Here is a 19,952-nt window from a genome sequence, read left to right as displayed (position 1 = left end):
GCACCTCAGGTCGACAGAACGGTCTCGTCGAGCAGATAACGCTCGATCCGATACCGCTGATAGGGGGTACTAGCCGCATAAGAGGCATGGCACAGGAAACCCGACTTGCCGACGCCCAGCGGAAAGACCGACTTCACCTCGGCCTTGATCTCGATCCGCAGGTGCCGCCCCGAGGCCAGCTTGCGGTCGACGGTCAGAGCATAGCTTCTGCGGCGCGGCGGCAGAGGGCTGACGAATTGCACGATCTGGTCCGAGATGCCGACCACGCCGGCAGTCACGACCTCGCCCTCCATTTCGAATTGCGCCACCGTATTGCGCGGCCGGTGAAAACCCGAGCGCAGGAAATTGAACTGCATCGCCGGACTGCCTAGGTTCAGCGCCATATCCAGAACGCCGCGCCCGGCCCGGCGTATCACGGTCAGTCCCACATGCAGGACAAATCCCAGCGTCGCCCAGTAATTCATCGGCGCCCGGCAGCAGAGCGAGTTGAACCGCCCGCGCAACCGCTTGCCCGCCGAATGCGGCAGCAGCGCCTGCGACATGCCCACAAGGCCCGGCTTGACGTTGAAACGCAGGCCGAACCCGGCTGCTTCGCGCATGTAGAGATCAAGGAGGTCGGGCCTGACCGGACGCGGTCCGAAAAAGACCATGTCGCCTTTGACGATGTTGATCAGCTGCGGCAGCTCGTCCAGGCGGGATTTGCGCAGGTAAGAACCGATATTGGTTTCCAGCAAGGTACGACGCGGCAGGGTCGTTTGGCTGGTCTGGGCAGCGGCGGCGGACAACAGAGTTCTGAATTTCAAAATCTTGAATGGCTTGCGATCCTTGCCTAATCGCACCCCGGAGTAGAACACCGGTCGCCCGGACGACACTAGAACCAGGACCGAAAGAACCAGCATCGCGGGCGCAACCGCGAACAACGCCAGTCCCGCAAGCACTTGGTTCAACGCCGCGTCGAAGCGCGGGTAACGCGGCACATAACCCGACCTGACATTCGCCGGAGACATCAGCCCGCGCAGCGGGGCCGCATCCGCCGGCGACTTCTCTCCCTGCCCAGGCAGCGGGACCACTGTGCCCTCGCGCAGGGATTGCCCAGTCGATGCCTCGCGTAACACCTTTGCCGGCATTGGAGCGATGGCATCGAACAGCCGCGCCCCCCCGTCGACACCGGCAAGATCTGGGTCGATCTCATAGATGTCTATCTTCATCTGCCAAACCCCTCATACCCGTCTCGCTTGCCCGAAAATGGGCTCCCCCTTCGAAACGGTCACAATGTCGCCACCTTATCGACACATTAACCTTGAACATAACAGGCGGTTGGAAACAGTCTGTTTCCGAGACAGTTCAGCTCGATGGCCCTTATTGTTTTGCCTTAATATGAGAATGTTAGCCGCCTCAGACCGCGACTGTCACCCGAATACAATTCCGGGGCGACACGATTATGGATAATTCCCGTGCGATGCTTCCCCAGCTTGCCATTCTGCTGCCCCATTTGCGGCCCGGTGGCATCGAAACATCGACCGTCGCGCTGATCCGGCAACTACAGGGACACCGATTCCGAATCCGCCTGATCCTGGGCAGCCGCACCGGTGCGCTACTGGATCAGATCCCCGACACGGTCGAGACGATCGACCTGGGCGGGCGGCGTGCCATGGCCTCGCTCTGGGCGCTGCGCGCGGCGCTGGCAGGAACGGACGCGGTCTATTCCGGCACCAATGCGCGCAACATCTCGGCCCTGCTGGCGGCACGGCTGCTTCCGGCCCGCCGCCGCCCGGCGGTGATCATCAGCGAACACAGCTCTCCCGAAGCCTATATGGCGATGGCCCGCCATCCCGGCCCGCGCCGCTGGCTGATGCGGCGGCTCTATCCGCTGGCCGATCTGCTGGTGGCCCCGACCGAGGGGCTGGGCGCCGACTGGCTGGCGGCGCTGGAACTGGACCGGCCGGCGGTGGCGACCCTGCCCAACCCGGTCCTGTCGCCCGAGGCGCTGGCGCTGTCCACGCAAGTGGTACAAGGCGACGGCCCGCCCCGTGATCCGGCGCAAGTGCTGGCGGTCGGTCGCTTGCATCCGGCCAAGGGGCATGCCGACCTGATCCGCGCCTTTGCCCACGCCCTGCGGACCCGGCCCGAGTTGCGGCTGACCATCCTCGGCGAGGGCGAGGCCCGGCCCGAGCTGGAGGCGCTGGTCACGGCGATGGACTTGCAGGACCGGGTCACCCTGCCCGGCTACAGCCCGGACGTGGCGCGGCATATGGCGCGCGCCGGATTATTCGTGCTGCCCTCGCATCGCGAGGGGTTCGGCAATGTGGTGGTCGAGGCACTGGCCCAGGGTACGCCGGTGCTGGCCACAGATTGTGACGGGCCAAGGCGGCTGCTCGGCCAGGCCGGGGCGGCTGGCCGGATCGTTCCCATCGGCGATACCGACGCCATGGCATTGGGCATTACCGAGATGGCGGGCCAAGACGAGGCCCTGAGCGCGGCGCTGGCCGCCGCGCCTGCGCAGGCCGGGTTGTATGCACATGCTGCTGCTGCGCGTATCTTTGCCGACCGGATCGCCCCCCTTGCAGTGCGACCTCCGGAATGACAGCCTTGGGCCACCAGAGCCGAGGCCCCGATGCACCCGTTGTTGAGATCGCTTGTTCCACTGCTGATCGCCGCCGCCACGGCGCACGCGGCCCCGCTGGCGGAGCATCACGCGAGCGCGCCGGAACTGATGGCCCGGCCCGACCTGCGCCTGCAACAGCAGAACGGCACCCTTACCCCCGCCCCCGACCCCGTCGGCACCCGCCAGGTGGTCCGCGCGCAGGCCGGCGCGAAACAGGCGGGCAAGGTGGGCAAGGCGGCGCTGATCCTGCCCTTTGACCCGCTTGGCCCCGGTGCCCGTATCCGGGTCACGGCCGAGCTGTTCCTGCCGACCGGCAACCCGGCGAACTCGATCCACCTGTTCGACCTGGAATGCAAGTTCTGCGGCCAGTCCGGCAATCCCGGGCTGCGGCTCTACCTGCGCCATGGCCGCCTGCGGGTGGACCGCAAGAAGATCGGCGGCGGCCATGCCTGGACCGACGACAGCGCGCCGACGCTGACTACGGGCCTCTGGCACCAGGTCACCTGGGACCTGAGCCTGGGAACCGATGCGGAGCCCGGCAGATCTCAGGTTTATCTGGACGGGCAAAAGGTTCTCGACAACCGGGGCCGCACCCTGCCCGATGTACCCGCCGAGCGCGCCGCCATCGACCGCTTGCAGATCGGCATTACCGCCAATTCCAACCCCGAGACCGTCATCCTCTATCTGGGCGCCGTCACGCTGGAACGCTGGCCCTAGCCGCGCAGATACTCGACCCCGTCGAGCGCCCGGGCCAGCAGCGGACGCAGAACGAACCGGTACATCCGGGGCAGCACCGCGTGGCATTGGGGAAACCCGTCCTTGAACCGCTCGCGTCCCTCGGCCCCGGCATCGCTGCGGGGCACGCGCGGGTCGTCGCGCCCGGCAAGATCCAGCCAGCGCGGCCCGCCCGGCTCGGCGCCGCCCGCCCAGCGCCGGATCGCGTACCAATAGACAAGGTAGGATCGCGGCAGACGCGCGTCGGGATCGGCCCAGCCGTTGGACATGTTGAGCACACGCGGCCCGTCGCGCAACAGGGAGAAAGCCCCGACCGGGGCGCCCTCGGCCTCGACCAGTATCAGCGCGCCGCCATGGAGGGCGATCCAGTCGCGCTGTGCCTCGAGCCCCGGCAGCCCGCGCGTGGTCAGATCGCGGGCGCGGGCGAAGGCCTCGGTCCAGTCACGGACCCGCGCCATCTCGGCCCCGTCCGCGACCGGGCGCAGGGTCAAGCCCAGCTTGTCGAGCTTGCGCAGGTTGCGCCTTGCGTGGGCACTGCAGGCGGCAAAGATCTCCTCGGGTGCGGGCGAAAGGTCGATCAGGCCGGTGCAACTGTGCAGCCGTTGCCGCGCCGGCGGGGCCACCTGCCCACCCAGCCGCGCCAGCAGGCGTTCGACGGTCTCGGCCTCGGCATCCTCCCATCGCGGGTTCATGGCGATGGTGATCAGGCCCGCATTGCGCAGGGCGGGCAGAAGCGCCGCCAACACCGGCTCCAGATCGGCGGGGGCGGCCACCACCGGACCGCGCCGGAACGCGCCCAGCGCCAAACCGCCCGGCACCCGGCTGAGCCGCAGCACACCATAGGCGGCCAACCCGCCCGCGTCGCGCGTGACCAGAACATGCCGATAGCTGTGACGCCCGCCCTCGTCCTGCATGAGGCCCGGCCAGTCGGGGTCCTGCAGATAGCTGTAGCCGGGGCTGGCATCGCAAAAGGTCCTGACCGCTGCGTGCTGTCCGGGCGTCAGATCGCGGCTCAGCACGACCTTCACGACACCACCCCGCGCCGGCCCTTCTGCCAGCCGCTGGCCTTGCGCCGCAACCGCCGGACCCCGCGCGCGGCAAAGAAGGCCGCCAGCGTCGGATCGCCGCGCCGGTGGATCAAGAGCCGTTCCAGCGGGCGCTCGTCGGTCGAGACCTCGCGTACCAATCCGTTGCAGCGGGTAAAGTCAAAGCGTGCCGCTCCCCCCTCGAACGCGTCGTGGACACTTTGCATGACCGAGTTTCGACCCACCGCAAGTTCGGCGTATTCCTCGTTGAAATCATTGGCCATTCCGTAATGAACATTGTCATGCACCATCACGAAGCGCCCCGAGATCGCCACATCGCCCACCTGTCGGGCGGCAAGATAGCAGGCCTCGGGCCCCAGCCGGTCAAAGAGTTTCTCGAGAAACGCCACCCCCTCGGGCGCGGCCCCGTAACCGGTGCCGGTCAGCCCCTTCCACGAGGCGCGCGAGGCCGCCAGATAGGCGTCGAGTGCCGCGCGCCCGTCCCGGTCCGAGCGCAGGTCACGCACCTTCATCTCGGCCAGCTTGCGTTCGCTGCGCCGGAACACCTGCCGGGTCTTGGACTTGAGCCCGGCCAGATAGGTCTCGAAATCGGGATCAGCCGTCACGCTGCAGGCGCTCATGGTGGCCTTGCGCCGTACCGCAAGGCCCGCCAGCCGGGCCGCGCGTTCCAGCATCTCGGCATCCGGGGTCTCCAGCGGCTCCAGCCGCCAGAAGCTGAGCCAGTCGGGCCGCAACAGCGCCGCCAGCGCCGCGTCGGCATCAGGCAGGTCGGGGTGCAGCAGCCATTGCGCCATGCCCGCCCGTCCCTCGCCCATGGCGGCCACCGCGCGGGCCTGCCCGGTGCGGAACATCGGCAAGGCGCCCACCAGCTTCCCCTTGTGGCGCAACAGCGAGACCACCAGCGGGCGGCCCCGGCCATATGTCTCGGCCCAGCTGAGAAGAAAGGCGTGGCTGGCAAAGACGCCGCCACCGCTGGCTTTGGCCAGCGCGTGCCACTCACCTTCGATCGCGGCGAACCCGGCCGGATCGGTAATGCGTTCATACGCGTACATCCGTCCCCCCCGACGGTTTCCGCCCAAACCCACAGCACAATGTGCCGGACGGAACGAATGATTCATGTTGCATGCAAGGCTGGAAAGCATTCAACCTTAATCTCGATGATTTGCACCGAAACACTTTGTTTCCCGGCGGACGCGACCGCCGCCCGTCTGTCCGGGCGCGGCCCGGCCCCCGGCAGAAAGGCCTGACCCCTATCATGTCCGCCGCGCGCCTGCTGGCCAATATCGTGCTGATGACCGGACTGAAGCTGGTGGGGCTCCTGCTCAGCGTTCTGCTGATCGTGCTGCAAACCGCCGCCTTTGGCACCACCCCGGCAGCAGATGCCTATTTCACCGTACGCCGTTTCGTACTGTCGGCCATCGCCATGGCCTTTGAGGCGACCAACCAGCTGGCGGTGCCTGAATTCGTGCGCGAGGTGCAGAGCGGCGGTCATGCCGGCATGCGACGGGCGCTCTTGCGTTTCGGCATCCCCATCGTGGGGTTGCTCAGCCTGATCGCGCTGGCGCTGTGGGTCTTTGCCGAACCCGTGGTGCGGCTGCTGGCGCCGGGTTTCGATGACGACCGGCTGGCACAGGCGGCCGAGCTGTTGGGAGTGGTCGCGCTCTGCCTGCCGCTGACCGGGATCGCCGCGCTTGCGGGCGCTTTCAACTTTGCCCGCCGCCGGTTTGGCCTGACCACGCTGGCGCGGCTGCTGCCACGCGTGACCTTGTTGCCGGTGCTCCTGGTGATGGGCGCGGCGGTGACGCCGCTGTCGCTGTCATGGGCGCTGGTCATCGGGGTCGCGCTGATGGCGCTGATGATCGTGGTTCAGGGCCTGCGCGACCTGCGCCGGATGGACCGTGGCGGTCTTTCGATGCCGCGCCGGTCGACCACGCCGCGCCGGGCTGCCGCCGTCACCATCAACGCCGCCGCACAGATGGCGATGGGCTGGGCCGACGCGGCGCTTGCCTCGCTGACGGGCCTTGGGGGAGTCACCATCATGTTTGTCGCCCAGCGCCTGCTGAGCGCGGCCCCCGGCGCCGTCAATTCGGCCGTGAACTCGGCCTATTACACCGAGTATTCCCATGCCGCCGGGGCCGAGGCCGGCGCCCGCCCCACCATCGCCGCCGCTGTACGGATCAGCCTGTTCCTGACCCTGCCACTGGTGGCTTTCGTGATGATCGCGGCAACACCTCTCATTACCTTTCTGCTGGAACGCGGCGCCTTTACCGCCGAGGACACCGCCGCCACCGCCGATCTGGTGCGTTTCCTGGCGCCACTCTTGCTGGTGAACGCGGTGCTGGCCGCCTTTCTGCCGGCGACACTGGCCGATGACGGGCTGCCGCTGGTGCGGGTGTTCCTGTGGTTCTCGGCGGTGGCTCTGCTGATCCGCTTTGCCGCCGGCCTGCCGCTGGGCGCGCTGTTCGGCCTCAAGGGGGTGGCAAGCTCGATCCTGCTGGCCTCGACCGGGTCGGCGCTGGTGCTGGCACGCGCGCTCCATCGCCGCCACGGCGCGTTGGGCACCTGGCACGACCTGCGCGAGATCGCCCTGATGATCGGCGCCGCGGTGGTTGCGGCGGCGGTCTCGACGCTGGTCTGGCGGCAACTGGACCTGGGCGACCTGGCCCTGCTGTGCGCCCATGCATTGACTGTCGGACTGCTGTTCCTGGCTGGATGCGCCCTGTTGCGCCTGCCTGAAATGCAGGCCCTGCTGGCGCTTTTGCGTCGTAGACGGCGCTAGGGGTACCGGTTTCGGAAACAGACAGTTTCCAACGTGGTCGATTACCGTGGCCACAAGGCAAGTTATTGATTAGGATAATCGTATCCGGTTACCTCGGGGGTTTCGAAGGCACCGGTCGCAAGAAGCGTGATCCAAAGGTGGGGGCCTTGCCGATTTCGCTGGACAACCATGTGACGCGCGTAAGCATGGCGCAGGTTCGGTGTTGCCGCCCTTCAGGATTGCCGCACATCTCGGGAGGGGGATATGGGCGTATTGTCATCCGAACTGGACAAGCTGCTGGCGGTTGCGCTGCTGCTTTGCGCTTCGCTCCTGGTTCGCCAGGCGGTGATCTTTTCAGGCCAGACTTGGATCCGGACCTTTTCGCATACGCTGACATTGCTTCTGTTGCCACTGGTCACCTATTCGCTGACCTCTGTCATCTCGGGCAATATCGCGCTGTCACTGGGCATGGTGGGGGCGCTGTCGATCGTGCGCTTCCGCAACCCTGTGAAATCACCGCTGGAACTGGTGACCTATTTCCTGATGATCTCTTGCGGGATCGCGGCCGCAGTCAGCGTCTCGTGGCTGGTGCTGCTGGTCGGCAGTGCGGTGGGTACGCTGGTGGTGGCAGAACTGTTCAACCGGTGGTCGCGGCGGGTCCGGGGCGTGCCGCTCTACACCACCTCGTTCACCGAGGGCAACGCGCTGCACACGCTTGAGGTATTCTCCGAAACCGAAATGCCCGACCTACTGGGCCATGCCGCGCTGGTCGGGTTCGACAAGACGCCCGAGGGGATCGTCTATCGCTTTGCCAGCCCCTCGCGGCAGGATCTGCTGGCGCTGAGCGGTGAGGTCAACGGCCAGACCGGGATCACCCGCATCGCCTTTGCGGCGGCCTGAACGCCATGTGGCGGCGGCTGCATCTTCTGGTGATGGTGCCCGCCCTGCTGCTGGCTCCGGTTGCAGAGGCGGGCTGCGACTTTCCGACCGGGCAATACCGGACGGAACTGGCGGATATTGCTTCGGTCCGGCGGATCGAAGTGAGCGTCGACAAGGCCCGAAAATGGGCCCGCAACGGATTGCGGATCATTACCTCGGATGGCCAACAGATCGCCGAGAAATACAAGCGGAGTTTTGACGGAACCGTCTCGGTTTTCTACGATTTCGGCCGTTGCGACCACCCGGCCCGACTGCGCCAGAACGGCGATTTCAAGGATCACGTGGAGCTGGACCGGGGACGCCTGCTGCAAAGCCTGAACATCCGCCTGGACGAGGGCAATATCGCTCATGCGGTACGGTTCAAGCTGTTCCTGCAAAAAACCCGCAATTCCGAAAACGAGGTGCTGGCCACCCTGCTGTTGTCGCGGCTGGGATTTCTGGCGCCGCGCACGCGGGTCGTCGATGTGGTGCAGAACGGCACGCCGGTGCGGATGCTGTGGCAGGAATCCGTGGCCAAGGAGTTTCTAGAACACAACCGCCGCCGCGAGGGCCCGATGTTCGAGGGCGACGAGGCGCTGCTGGCGCTGTGGTCGGACCGGGGCGGCTATCTGTACGAGGATCTGGGCCTGGCGCGTGTGGTCAACGGCAAATGGGTCGAACGCGGCGCCGCGTCGTTGGCGATGACGGCGGATGCCTTTACCCGGCTTCAGAGCGCCTATGCCACCTATGGCAACAGCAATGCCCTTGACCCCTCGCAGGCGCTGACCGGATTGCCCTTGCCGGACACGACCAGCGCTGAGGCCGCGCGCATCTGGTGGGATTATGCCGTGCTGATGTTTGCGATGCGCGCCAGCCACGGGCTGCGCCCGCATAACCGTAAATTTTACTGGAACGCCTTTCTGCAAGGCATGGAGCCGATCTATTACGATGGCGAGGCCGAGCCGGGGCGAGCCAACCCGCGCTATCTGCGGGCGCGTGACCGGGCGCTATATGCACCGCATTTTACCGTCGAACGCATGGCCCGACTGCAAGCGGCGGTGGCCGCGCTGGACAGCGCCGACCTGACCGCGCGCTACCGGGCGCTCTGCGACAGCGGTTGCGCACCGGATGCGGCGGCCCATCTGCTGCACCGTCTGGCCGCAAATCTGCCCGCGCTGGTCCTGCCCTCGGAGGGCACCGGGCCTGCCCTCTCCGATCCCTGGCCCGTCTTCCGCACACGCCTCTTCCAGCGACTGACCGAGGCCCGCAGCCGAGACATCGCCGCCGCCGATCCGGCCAGCGGGATCGCAAAGGCGCAGCTCTGTTCCCGCGATGCCTGCGACGCGGAGGTTCTGGACCGCGAAGCCCATGTGGCGGCCCTTTCGGGTGCGTTGCTGGACGGCATGAAACTGACCATGACCCTGACCGCGCAAACATCGGATGGCACGGCCCATACCACCACGCCCCTGACCGGCTGGGGCCTGACCCTGCGCCACAGTCCCGGCCTTGCCATACAGCCGGACCCGCAAGGCCGGCGGCTGGTGCTGACCCAGTCTGCACCCGACGACTGGGCCCTCTTGATGGGCGACCGGCTGGAGGGGGTCGAGATCGCGTTCAGGGGCCTGCCCCTGCCGCCCGCCGCCGCCATGGCCCCGCCAGAACAGCGGTTCAACCCCTATGGGCTGACCGGCTGTCTGACCCTTTTTGGCATGACGCTGTCCCGGGTGAGGATCGCAGCCGAAGGCGGCGGATGCGAAGACGGTGTCAACATCGTCTCCAGCCGGGGGGACATCGCCCTGCTCGAGGTCCACGATGCCGCCTCGGATGCGGTGGACATGGATTTTGCCGATCTGCACGTGACCGAGACACGGATCACCGGCGCGGGCAACGACTGTCTCGATCTCAGCGGCGGCCACTATCGGTTCGACCGGGTATTGGCGGCCAGCTGCGGCGACAAGGCGGTGTCGGTGGGCGAGGCGAGCACGGTCGCCATCGGCGACCTGGAAGCGCGTGCCAGCGCCATCGGCATCTCGTCCAAGGACGGATCCAGCGTGACCGTCGATCGGATCGGGATCGAGGCCACGCTGTTCTGCCACGAGGTCTTTCGCAAGAAACAGGAATTTCCCGGCGCCTACCTGCGCCTTGGTCCCGGCCAATGCAATGGCCCGGCGGGCTGGGTCGACGCCGACTCGGTCCTCGATCCGCGCGGGGACAGCGGATGAGTTTCCGGATCGAAGAAAAGGTGGTTCTGACGGCAAGCGACATGGCCCGCCTGCAAGCCGATTTGCAAGGCCGTGGCATGGTGCCGCTCTATCCCGCGCGGCTGATCCGCTCGGTCTATTTCGACACCACCGGGTTGCAGATGTTCTCGGACTCAGAGGAAGGGGTGCTGCCGCGCAAGAAGGTTCGCTTGCGTCGTTATCCCGAACAGACCGACGCAGGCGCGGTGCTGGAGACCAAGATCTCCTCGGTCGAGGGACGGTTCAAGACAACGCGGCCAGTCGACCCCGCAACCGAGCGGCGACTGCTGCAGCAGGGGTATTTCGACCGCGACTATGGCACCTTGTTTCCGATGGTGGCAGTCAGCTATCGCCGCGCCTATTTCAGTCTGGATGGGCTGCGTATCACCTTTGATCGCGACATCTCCTATGCACGCCCTGACGGACAGCTGGCGCATCGCGAGTCCTGGACCGTTTGCGAGTTGAAGGCCCCCGCCGAGGCGCCACTGGATGCACTGCAGCATGTCCTGCCCGTCCCCAGGAGGCGTTTCTCCAAATTTTGCAACGGGATAAGCGCCGTAATCGCCCGCGCATAACAACCCCGGCGCGACGCTTTGGCGCTGTGTTTTATGCAAAAAACACGGGCCGCCCATTGAAACGCAATCGTTTTTTTGAATATATAGAGATCAAGCGGTTTCGACCCGTCACCCAGATCGGTCGACCGAACCGAAAGGTGCCCTATGAAAGTGATCCTCCCTGCCCTGCTGATGAGCCTTGCCGCGTTGATGGCGGCGCCCGTACTGGCCGATACCACCGCCCGCCGCGTCACCGTCACCGAATGGAAAACGGTCTTTGCCAAGGTCGAACCGCGCGACAGCCTGCCCGCCCGCTCGCGGCTGGGTGGCATCTTGCAGGAAATCTCCGTGGCCGAGGGCAGCGCGGTCACCCGGGGCCAGCAGATCGGCACCACGGTGGACGAGAAGCTGGAGCTGGAACTGCGCGCCATCGACGCGCAACTCAGCGCGCTTGGGTCAGAGCTGAGCAATGCCGAGGCCGAGCTGGCGCGCGGCCAGAACCTGCTGGAACGCGGGGTGACAACCGAACAGAATGTGGACACGCTGCGCACGCGGGTGCAGGTGATCGAGGGCCGCATCGGCACCACAAGCGCGCAGCGCGATGTGCTGCTGCAACGCACTGCCGAAGGCCGTATCCTGGCGCCGATCTCGGGCACGGTGATCGACGTGCCGGTGACCGAAGGCTCGGTCGTGCTGCCGGGCGAGATGATTGCGGTGATCGGCGGCGGTGGCTTCTTCCTGCGCCTTGCGGTGCCCGAGCGGCATGCGGATTTCCTGGCCGAGGGCGACAGCATCGCCATCGCTGGGATCGAGGGGGCCGAGACGGGCACCCTCGCCAAGCTCTATCCCCAGATCGAAAACGGCCGGGTGATCGCCGATGTCGAGGTTGCGGGCCTGTCCTCCGAATTCATCGGGCGCCGGGTGCTGGTGCGCCTGCCGGTGGGCCGGGCCGAGGTGGTGGCGGTGCCGCCCGCGGCGGTCGCCTCGCGCATGGGGCTTGATTTCGTGCGTGTCGCCGGACCGGATGGCGGCGCCAGCGAACGTGTGGTGGTGATCGGAACCCCGGTCGAGGCCGAGGGCGAGGGCGAAAGCCTGATCGAAATCCTGTCCGGCCTCAAGGGTGGCGAAGTGCTGGTGGCCGGACATGAGTGACAAATCGCAGGACACGCCCCTGGGCATCGCGGGCGGGCTGACACGTGGTTTCATCGGCTCGGCCCTGACGCCGCTGATGATCCTGGCGGCCCTTGCCATGGGGCTTGTGGCGCTGATCAGCCTGCCGCGCGAGGAAGAGCCGCAGATCTCGGTGCCGCTGGTCGATATCCATATCCAGGCGCCGGGGCTCAAGGCCGAGGATGCGGTGAAACTGGTCACCGAACCGATGGAGACCATCGTCAAGGCGATCGGCGATGTGGACCATGTCTATTCGCAGACCGGCGACGATTATGCCATGGTCACCGCCCGGTTCCTGGTCGGCACCCCCGCCGATACCGCCATCCTGCGCGTACATGACAAGGTGCGCGCCAATATGGACCGCATCCCGGTGGGCATCGGTGAGCCGCTGATCGTCGGGCGCGGCATCGACGACGTGGCCATCGTCTCGCTGACCCTGTCGCCGCGCGAAGGCGCCGGGGATGTCTCGGCCAACGACCTGACCCGCATCGCGCGCGAGTTGCAGGTGCAGCTGGCCAAGATCGGCGATGTGGGCCTGACCTATCTGGTGGGCGAGGCGCCCGAGGCGATCCGCATCGCGCCCGACCCCGAGCGGCTGGCGCTTTACGGCGTGACGCTGCAACAGCTGGCGGCCAAGGTCGAGGGCGCCAACCGGGCACTGGCCACCGGGCTGGTGCGCGACGGCGGCGAACAGATCGCGCTGGTGGCGGGCGAGACGCTGCACGCGCCCGCCGAGATCGCCAACCTGCTGCTGACCACCCGCGACAACCGGCCCGTCTATGTGCGCGACGTGGCCGATGTGCGCTTTGTCCCCGACACGTCCGAGCGGATCGTGGCCAATGTCACCCGCGACGACAGTGGCGGGATCCGCCGCAGCCCGGCGGTGACGCTGGCGCTGGCCAAGCGCGCGGGCGCCAATGCGGTGGTGGTGGCCGAAGAGATCCTGCACCGGGTGCATCTCTTGGAACATGACCTGATCCCCGACAGTGTCGAGGTCACGGTGACCCGCGACTATGGCGAAACCGCCAATGAAAAGGCCAACGAGCTGCTGTTCCACCTGGGCCTGGCCACCGTGTCCATCGTGGTGCTTGTGCTGTTCTCGATCGGCTGGCGCGAAAGCATCGTTGTCGCGGTGGTGATCCCGGTCACCATCCTACTGACGCTCTTTGCGGCCTGGGTCATGGGCTACACGCTGAACCGTGTGTCGCTCTTTGCGTTGATCTTTTCCATCGGTATTCTCGTCGATGACGCCATCGTCGTGATCGAGAATATCGCCCGCCACTGGGCAATGCCCGACAGCGCCAGCCGCACACAAAAGGCGATCCGCGCGGTGGCCGAGGTGGGCAACCCCACCATCGTCGCCACGCTGACCGTGGTGGCGGCGCTGCTGCCGATGCTGTTCGTCTCGGGGCTAATGGGTCCGTATATGAGCCCGATCCCGGCCAATGCCTCGGCCGCGATGATCTTTTCCTTTTTCGTCGCGGTCATCATCACGCCCTGGCTGATGGTCAAGATCGCGGGCCGCGCGCCCGCCCATGCCCATGACGAGGCCGCCCAGCATGGCGGCGCGCTGGGGCGTCTCTATCGCGCCGTGGCACGTCCGCTGTTGCGCACCAAATCCGGCAGCGGGCTGTTCCTGCTGGTGGCGGCGGTATTGTCATTCGGCTCGCTGGGCGCGCTTTATACCCGCGACGTGACAGTCAAGCTCTTGCCGTTCGACAACAAGTCCGAACTCTCGGTGGTGATCGACCTGCCCGAGGGCGCCTCGGTCGAGGATACCGACGCGGTGGCGCAACAGGTGGCGCGTCGCGTGCTGGAGTTGCCCGAGGTGATCTCGGCCCAGACCCATGCAGGCGATGCCGCGCCTTTCAACTTCAACGGGCTGGTGCGCCATTACTATCTGCGTGCGCGGCCCGAGCTGGGCGATGTGCAGATCAACCTGCTGCCCAAGGATGCGCGCGAGCGCACCAGCCACGACATCGCGCTGGATATCCGCCAGCGGCTCTCCACGCTCGATTTGCCGGAGGGGACGGTGCTGAAAACCGTCGAGCCGCCCCCCGGTCCACCGGTCATCGCCACCCTGCTGGCCGAGGTCTATGGCCCCGATGCCGACAGCCGCCGCGCCGCCGCCACCCGCATCCGCGAGGCGTTTGAAAGCGTGCCATTCGTGGTCGATGTGGATGACAGTTTCGGCACTCAGGCCCGCCGTCTCAGGGCGACGGTCTCGACCGATCAGCTGGAATTCTTCGGCGTACAGGAGGGGGACGTCTTCTCGACGCTGGCGATCCTGAACGCGGGCCAGACGGTGGGCTATTCGCACCGGGGCGAGGGCCGCCGCCCGATCCCCATCGAGGTCGCGCGCGACAGCGCTGACCGGGTGGTGGACGAGCGGTTCCTGTCGACCCCGGTTCCGGCCAATGTGCTGCCCGGCGCGCGCGGCGTGGTCGAGCTGGGCGATGTGGTCGAGTTGCGTGAAGAGCGCGCCTCCTACCCCGTGTTCCGCCATAACGGGCGCGCAGCCGAGATGGTGATGGCCGAACTGGCCGGCGATTTCGAGGCGCCGCTCTATGGCATGCTCGCGGTGGCCGAGGCGCTGGACGCGATGGACTGGCCCGAGGGCACCAAGCCCCAGATCCGTCTGAACGGCCAGCCCGAGGATGAAAGCGTCATCACCCTGCTGTGGGACGGCGAATGGGAGGTCACCTGGATCACCTTCCGCGACATGGGCGCGGCCTTTGGTGTGGCGCTGTTGGGCATCTATATCCTGGTGGTGGCGCAATTCGGCTCGTTCCGGCTGCCGCTGGTGGTGCTGACGCCGGTGCCGCTGACCTTTCTGGGCATCATCATCGGGCATTGGCTGTTCAGCGCGCCCTTTTCGGCGCCCTCGATGATCGGCTTCATCGCGCTGGCGGGGATCATCGTGCGCAACTCGATCCTGCTGGTGGATTTCATCCGCCACGCCAATCCCGACCGCGACAAGATCGAGACGTTGATCGAGGCCGGGGCGATCCGGTTCAAGCCGATCCTGCTGACAGCGGTGGCGGCGATGATCGGGGCGGCGGTGATCCTGACCGACCCGATCTTTCAGGGGCTGGCGCTGTCGCTGTTGTTCGGGCTGCTTAGCTCGACCCTGCTGACGGTGCTGGTGATCCCGGCCATCTACCGCGTGTTCAAGACCTGAGCAGGCGGTATAGAACCAAAGTGCCATTGCCCTTCGCGCCGCCATCTGGCCCAATGCGGCGCGGAGGAGAGAGAGATGTTCAGATACGGGCTTTCCCTGTGCGCCACGCTGCTGGCGGGTGCGGCGTTGGCCGCCGATACGCCGCAGGTGCCGCTTGACGATCCCTTTGCCTCGGGCATGTGGGAGGACCACCAGATCGCGATCCTGGGCGACCCTGCCGATATCCGGTTCGACGACCGGGTGCGCGTGTTTGCGCCCGCCGCCGCCGAGGACGCGTTTCACGTGCCGCTCTTGATCGACGCCACCGCCATCCCCGATGTCGAGGAGATCGTGGTTACCGCCGATTACGGGCCGATCCCCAAGATCCTCAGCTATTTCCCCGGCGAGGCGCAGGCGAAACTGGCGCTGCGCTTCAAGATCGACCAGGCCACCGCCGTGCGCGCCTCGGTCCGCACCAAAAGCGGCAGCTGGCATGTGGGCGGTACCCTGATCGACGCGGCGGGCGGCGGCTGTACCGCTCCGGCCGAGGCCTATGCCTCGGACGACTGGGAGGAGAAGCTGGGTGAAATCCACGGTCGACTCTGGGCCTCCACCGGGCGGGCCCGGTTGATCGTGGATCACCCGATGGATACCGGGCTGGCCGATGGCATTCCGCTGTTCATCATCCGCGATCTCAGCTTTACCAACGACGCCGGACAGGAACTGGCGCGGCTGGCGCTGAGCGAACCGGTGAACGAAGACCCGGCCTTTACCCTCTATTTCGACCCCGCCCGGATGCCGCCGCTGCTGCATGTGAGCGGTCGCGACAATAACGGCAACCAGATCGCGGGCACGCTGACGGGCGAGGAAGTCAACTGATGCCAAGCCGCCGTGCCCTGCTGGCAGGTGCCGCCGCCGGGCTGGGCCTGACCGCCCTGCCCGTCGTCCCGGTCTTTGCCCAGGCAAAGCTGCGCTATGGTCTGGCGCCGATCCCGGTGCTGCCGGGTGTCTGGATGATCGAAGGCGTCACAGACTATTTCGACAAAATCAATGGCGGCGCCATCGTCAATTGCGCGGTGCTTCAGGGGCAATCAGGGCTGATCCTGATCGACAGCGGCCCCTCGCGCCGCTATGGCGAGGCGCTGGCGGCAACCCTGCGCCCGCTGGACCTGCGCGGCGTGTCCGCGGTGGTCAACACGCACCACCATCCGGATCATTTCTTTGGCAACCAGGTCTTTGCCGACCGGCCCATCCTGGCCCTTGGCCAGACTTTGGATGCCGCTCGCCGCGACGGCGACGCCTTCGCCGACAACATGTATCGGCTGCTGGGCGACTGGATGCGCGGCACCGAGCCGGTGCCGCCCAATACCGCGCTCGACGGGGGCGAGGTCACCATCGACGGGCGCCGGTTCACCGCGTTGCCGCTCGGCGGACATACTGAGGCCGATCTGGCGCTGGTCGACGTTGAAACCGGGTTGCTGATCACCGGCGATCTCGCCTTTCTGGACCGCGCGCCCACCACGCCGCATGCGGATCTGGCACGCTGGCAAGAGGCGCTTAACACGCTCGAAGGGCTCGGCGCCCCCGCCGTGCTGCCGGGCCATGGCCCGTTCGACCGCACCGGCGCCGCGCTGCGCCAGACCCGCGCCTATCTGTCCTGGCTGGACGAGACCCTGCATGATGCCGCCCGCACAGGCCTCGATATGGTCGAGGTGATGGACCTGCCGCTGCCAGAGGAGTTCGCTGCCATGGGCGCGCAACCGCAGGAGTTTCACCGCTCGGTCGCCCATCTGTTCCCCGGCGTGGAGCGCGCGGTGCTACCGCGGGCCAACTAGGCCCACGCGGATCAGTCCACAGACACCGGCACCGGTTCGACCGGCTCCAGCGGCCAGCCCAGTTCGCGCCAGCCATCTGTGCCCAGCGGGAACCAGTGTACCTGAAGATACCCCAGCCCGGCGATCCGCTGCGCCGCGTTCCAGCTCATCCAGCAATCGGCCACGCAGAACACCACGATGGCACGGGCCTTGCTGCCGCCGGTCAGCCGCTGCAACTCGCGCTCCAGATAGGCCTGCATGGCAGGTTCAAGCACCCCGCGCCCGACCTCGGGCAGCCAGACCGCGCCAGGCAGGCTCTGTCGCGGTTCGGAAACGAGCCAGGTCCCGTCCAACTCATCATAGCGCGACTGTGCCGCGCCGTAGACATCCAGCGCCACCGCCCCGCGCGCGATCAGCTTACGCGCCCAGAGCGCCGACACCTTGCGCGCGGGCGGTGGAATATCCTCTGGCACGGGCGCCCTGTGGCGGTCGATCCTGAAACCGGTTTCGGTATGGAACAGATCGGGCTTGCGCGCGCGGATAGCGTCAGAGGTCTCTGCGAGGATCACCCCCGATAGCCCGGAAAGGGCTAATGCCAACAGCGCAGTCGCGATCCGCATGCACGATCTCCATTGCCCCCATTCGCGCGATTGGGACCCGGTTCACCCAAGCTGTCAAGCGTTTTGGGCAGAATTATCCAATGGTTGCACTTCCCGCGTCATCCGAAGGGGGTCTCGATCCTAAGACCTTGGTCCAATGTCACGGCCCGAAAACCCAGCCTAGCCTTGGCGCCATGCGCGCGCTTGTGCTCTCATTCTGCCTGATACTGGCAGCCTTCGTGGCCACCGCCGATCCGCTCACCCCGGACGAGCTCGCCGCCTATGTCAAACCGCCGCTGCTGCTGGGCGAACAGATCGACGAGACCGGGGTTTACGCGCTGATCGACGTCTATGGGAAACCGGCGGGCTACTTGTTCGAAACCGAACCGCTGGCTCCCCTGCCCGGCTTTTCCGGTGCACCGGTCAACCTGCTGGTAATGCTCGATGCGTCGGGCAGCTTCATCGAAGTGCGCCTGATCGAGCAGAACGAGCCGATCTTCGTCTCGGGTCTGGGCGTTGCCCCCTTCGAGAAGTTTCTGGAGCAGTATCGCGGTCTCAACATCGCCACGCCGATGGTGGTGGGCACGCCTTATGGCAACAGCGGCGGCGGCGCCTCGGCACTGACCTATCTGGACGGGGTGACCAAGGCCACCGCCTCGATCCGCATCGCCCATGAAACCGTGTTGGCCGCCAGCCTGGCCGTGGCGCGCGAACGCATGCAGGGCATCGCCACCGCGCCGCCGCGCGCGCCCGACCCACGGTATGACGAACCGCTCGACTGGGCAGCGCTGGTCTCCCAGGGCATCGCCACCCGTCACATGGTTACCAACGCCCAGGTGCAAGCCGGTTTCGAGGGCACCCTCTGGGCCGGCGACGACCCCGAGGCGGTGACCGAGCCCGAGGCCCCTCTTATCGATCTCTGGATCCTCGACCTGGGACCGCCCGCAATCGCCCGAGCGGTACTGTCGGCCCAAACATTGGAAGAGTTGCAACAGTTTCAGGTGCTTTCACCCCATGACGAGCCGCTATTGCTGATCGAGACCGCGCGTCACGGACTGGTTGGTGAGGATTTCGTGCGCAACACCGCCCCCGATCTGATCTCGGCGGAACAGGGCGGGCTGCCGGTGGCGCTGCGCGATGCGGATCTCTTCGTCGAACTGGCGCCCGGCCTGCCCGAAGGCCGCGCAATGATCCTGCGGGCCGACCGGCGGCTGGGCTTCGATCCGGCCTCGGACTGGGAGCTGACCCTGCAAGTGCAACGCGCCCATGGCAGTTTCCAGCCGGTGATCGGTGCGCGCAGCTTCAGTTTCACCCATGCCACGCCCGAACGGTTCTTTCTGTCCGAGACCGGCCCCACGGCGCTGCCGCCCTGGCAAGAGGCGCTGCGTGGGCGCGCGTTTGATATCGGTCTGCTCACGATTTTTCTGGGGTTGCTGATCCCCGCGCTGCTGCTGGGACAAAGCCGCCTCGCAGGTCTGCGGTCCTATGTCCCGCTGCGACTGGGTGTGCTGGCGGTCACCTTGGGGTTTGTCGGCTGGTGGGCACAGAGTCAGCTGTCGGTGGTGACGCCGCTGGCGGTGCTGCGGGGTGCTCTGGATGGCGGCAGTCTGGCGTTCTTGCTCTATGATCCGGTCTCGCTGCTGCTTTGGGGCGCGGCGGTGCTGGGCTTCCTGCTTTGGGGGCGCGGATTGTTCTGTGGCTGGCTCTGCCCCTATGGCGCAATGCAGGAATTCGCCCATCACCTGGGCCGCTGGCTGCGCCTACCGCGCCTGCCCCTGCCCGACGCCTGGGACCGGCGATTGAAATGGCTGAAATACGCGGTGCTGGCCGGTCTGGTGGCGGTGGTGCTCTTGGTGCCCGGCGAACTGGAAACCGCGGCCGAAGTGGAGCCGTTCAAGACCGCAATCACCACCTTCTTTTTGCGCGAATGGTATTTCGCGCTTTATGCCGGGGCCTGGATCGTGATTTCCATGGTGACCTTCAAGGGGTTCTGCCGCTATGTCTGCCCGCTGGGCGCGCTGATGGCGATTGGCGGGCTGTTGCGCCTGCGTGGCTGGATCCCGCGCCGCACCGAATGCGGCAGCCCCTGCCAGCTCTGCCGGGTACGCTGCAACTATCGCGCCATCCAGCCCAGTGGAGAAATCGACTATGACGAATGCTTTCAGTGTCTCGACTGCGTGACCATTCACGACTCGCCCAATCAATGCGTGCCGCTGATCTTGGCGCGCCGGCGCTCGATACAGAGCCCCCAAAATCTCTGATGAGATTTTGTTAACAGAGTTTGCCTTTGCAAACTCTGCGATGTTGCTCTTTGAGAAGAGGTCCGCGCGCGCGGCTAGGCGCGCGCGGGTGT

General features: G+C 66.4%; 15 protein-coding genes. 11 read left to right on the top strand and 4 right to left on the bottom strand.

All coding sequences use genetic code 11. The features are described 5' to 3' along the window. Positions 1–5: 5 nt before the first annotated feature. Positions 6–1,208: a sugar transferase gene (locus AC2FL1_RS17505; RefSeq protein WP_496830105.1), complete on the bottom strand. Its 1,203-nt coding sequence runs from the start codon at positions 1,206–1,208 to the stop codon at positions 6–8. A gap of 233 nt (positions 1,209–1,441) precedes the next feature. Here AC2FL1_RS17505 and AC2FL1_RS17500 point away from each other — a divergent pair, with 233 nt between their 5' ends. Together AC2FL1_RS17500 and AC2FL1_RS17495 are read left to right on the top strand one after the other, a co-directional pair. After that, positions 1,442–2,584 carry a glycosyltransferase gene (locus AC2FL1_RS17500; RefSeq protein WP_496877778.1) on the top strand — a complete coding sequence of 381 codons (1,143 nt, stop codon included), beginning with the start codon at positions 1,442–1,444 and terminating at the stop codon, positions 2,582–2,584. 42 nt (positions 2,585–2,626) lie between these two features. Continuing rightward, positions 2,627–3,322, top strand: a complete 696-nt coding sequence (locus AC2FL1_RS17495) for a hypothetical protein (protein WP_496877777.1) — start codon at positions 2,627–2,629, stop codon at positions 3,320–3,322. Here the strand turns inward: AC2FL1_RS17495 and AC2FL1_RS17490 are convergent. Beyond that, complete coding sequence (locus tag AC2FL1_RS17490; protein ID WP_496877776.1) at positions 3,319–4,368, bottom strand: GNAT family N-acetyltransferase; 1,050 nt, start codon at positions 4,366–4,368, stop codon at positions 3,319–3,321. The two genes, AC2FL1_RS17495 and AC2FL1_RS17490, sit on opposite strands and share 4 nt — an antisense overlap. Beyond that, the gene (locus tag AC2FL1_RS17485; protein ID WP_496877775.1) at positions 4,365–5,438 is read right to left on the bottom strand and encodes a GNAT family N-acetyltransferase; all 1,074 of its coding nucleotides are present in this window, start codon (positions 5,436–5,438) and stop codon (positions 4,365–4,367) included. The genes AC2FL1_RS17490 and AC2FL1_RS17485 overlap by 4 nt, the downstream gene beginning before the upstream one ends. A 203-nt stretch (positions 5,439–5,641) precedes the next feature. On the opposite strand from AC2FL1_RS17485, the gene murJ reads away from it, so the two are divergent. From murJ to AC2FL1_RS17445, 8 genes are all read left to right on the top strand, one after another. Then, positions 5,642–7,165 carry a murein biosynthesis integral membrane protein MurJ gene (gene murJ, locus AC2FL1_RS17480; protein ID WP_496877774.1) on the top strand — a complete coding sequence of 508 codons (1,524 nt, stop codon included), beginning with the start codon at positions 5,642–5,644 and terminating at the stop codon, positions 7,163–7,165. Positions 7,166–7,408: 243 nt separating this feature from the next. Continuing rightward, a complete protein-coding gene (locus tag AC2FL1_RS17475) occupies positions 7,409–8,044 on the top strand; it encodes a DUF4956 domain-containing protein (protein ID WP_496877773.1) in 636 nt (211 codons plus the stop codon). Between the two features lie 5 nt (positions 8,045–8,049). Continuing rightward, entirely contained in the window at positions 8,050–10,284 is a 2,235-nt protein-coding gene (locus AC2FL1_RS17470) for a hypothetical protein (RefSeq protein ID WP_496877772.1), read from the top strand. Beyond that, positions 10,281–10,877 (top strand): VTC domain-containing protein, encoded by a 597-nt coding sequence (locus AC2FL1_RS17465; protein ID WP_496830089.1) that lies wholly within the window; start codon positions 10,281–10,283, stop codon positions 10,875–10,877. The genes AC2FL1_RS17470 and AC2FL1_RS17465 overlap by 4 nt, the downstream gene beginning before the upstream one ends. Positions 10,878–11,021: 144 nt before the next feature. Beyond that, a complete protein-coding gene (locus AC2FL1_RS17460; protein ID WP_496877771.1) occupies positions 11,022–12,008 on the top strand; it encodes an efflux RND transporter periplasmic adaptor subunit in 987 nt (328 codons plus the stop codon). Next, positions 12,001–15,207 carry an efflux RND transporter permease subunit gene (locus AC2FL1_RS17455; protein ID WP_496877770.1) on the top strand — a complete coding sequence of 1,069 codons (3,207 nt, stop codon included), beginning with the start codon at positions 12,001–12,003 and terminating at the stop codon, positions 15,205–15,207. The genes AC2FL1_RS17460 and AC2FL1_RS17455 overlap by 8 nt, the downstream gene beginning before the upstream one ends. A 75-nt stretch (positions 15,208–15,282) precedes the next feature. Continuing rightward, entirely contained in the window at positions 15,283–16,065 is a 783-nt protein-coding gene (locus tag AC2FL1_RS17450; protein WP_496830084.1) for a quinoprotein dehydrogenase-associated SoxYZ-like carrier, read from the top strand. Then, on the top strand, positions 16,065–17,021 hold the full coding sequence (locus tag AC2FL1_RS17445; RefSeq protein WP_496877769.1) for a quinoprotein relay system zinc metallohydrolase 1: 957 nt from the start codon (positions 16,065–16,067) through the stop codon (positions 17,019–17,021). Before AC2FL1_RS17450 ends, AC2FL1_RS17445 begins: the two co-directional genes overlap by 1 nt. Positions 17,022–17,032: 11 nt before the next feature. Here the strand turns inward: AC2FL1_RS17445 and AC2FL1_RS17440 are convergent, their stop codons facing one another. Next, positions 17,033–17,620: a PQQ-dependent catabolism-associated CXXCW motif protein gene (locus AC2FL1_RS17440; RefSeq protein ID WP_496830080.1), complete on the bottom strand. Its 588-nt coding sequence runs from the start codon at positions 17,618–17,620 to the stop codon at positions 17,033–17,035. Between the two features lie 173 nt (positions 17,621–17,793). Here AC2FL1_RS17440 and AC2FL1_RS17435 point away from each other — a divergent pair, with 173 nt between their 5' ends. Beyond that, the gene (locus AC2FL1_RS17435) at positions 17,794–19,860 is read left to right on the top strand and encodes a 4Fe-4S binding protein (protein ID WP_496877768.1); all 2,067 of its coding nucleotides are present in this window, start codon (positions 17,794–17,796) and stop codon (positions 19,858–19,860) included. The last annotated feature ends 92 nt before the right edge of the window (positions 19,861–19,952 follow it).

Source organism: Ruegeria sp. YKSF070, assembly GCF_059612725.1.
Note: the sequence above shows the minus strand (reverse complement) of the source record. Positions and strands in the feature narration are given on the sequence as shown.